Source organism: Bartonella queenslandensis AUST/NH15 (assembly GCF_000312585.1).
Taxonomy (GTDB): Bacteria; Pseudomonadota; Alphaproteobacteria; order Rhizobiales; family Rhizobiaceae; genus Bartonella; species Bartonella queenslandensis_A.
Map to the genome: position 1 here is coordinate 1 of NZ_HE998449.1, position 241 is coordinate 241.

Genomic DNA, 241 nt, shown 5'->3' on the forward strand with positions numbered 1-241 from the left:
GTGACGGGAGTAATATAAGGATCAGCAAGTTTCGCTTGCAAAACAGCTTCATCAATGAGTTTAAGGCTAAAGCTATGTTTTGCCTTATCATTGAGATCTTCATCCTTGGTTTTACCATCTGGACGATAATACGTTCCTTGCTTGGGCTCCATAATAGGATTAAAGCCGTAATGAACCGGACGAATATAGAGATCGCGACCATTAACCGTTATCGTGGGCGCTGTATAGCCACAGACTTGCA

Annotated in this window: 1 pseudogene; it reads right to left on the reverse strand. The window is 42.7% G+C overall.

Going from position 1 to position 241, the window contains the following annotated elements:
- Window positions 1-241, reverse strand: a pseudogene (locus tag BN338_RS10610) (N4-gp56 family major capsid protein); the annotation flags it as partial.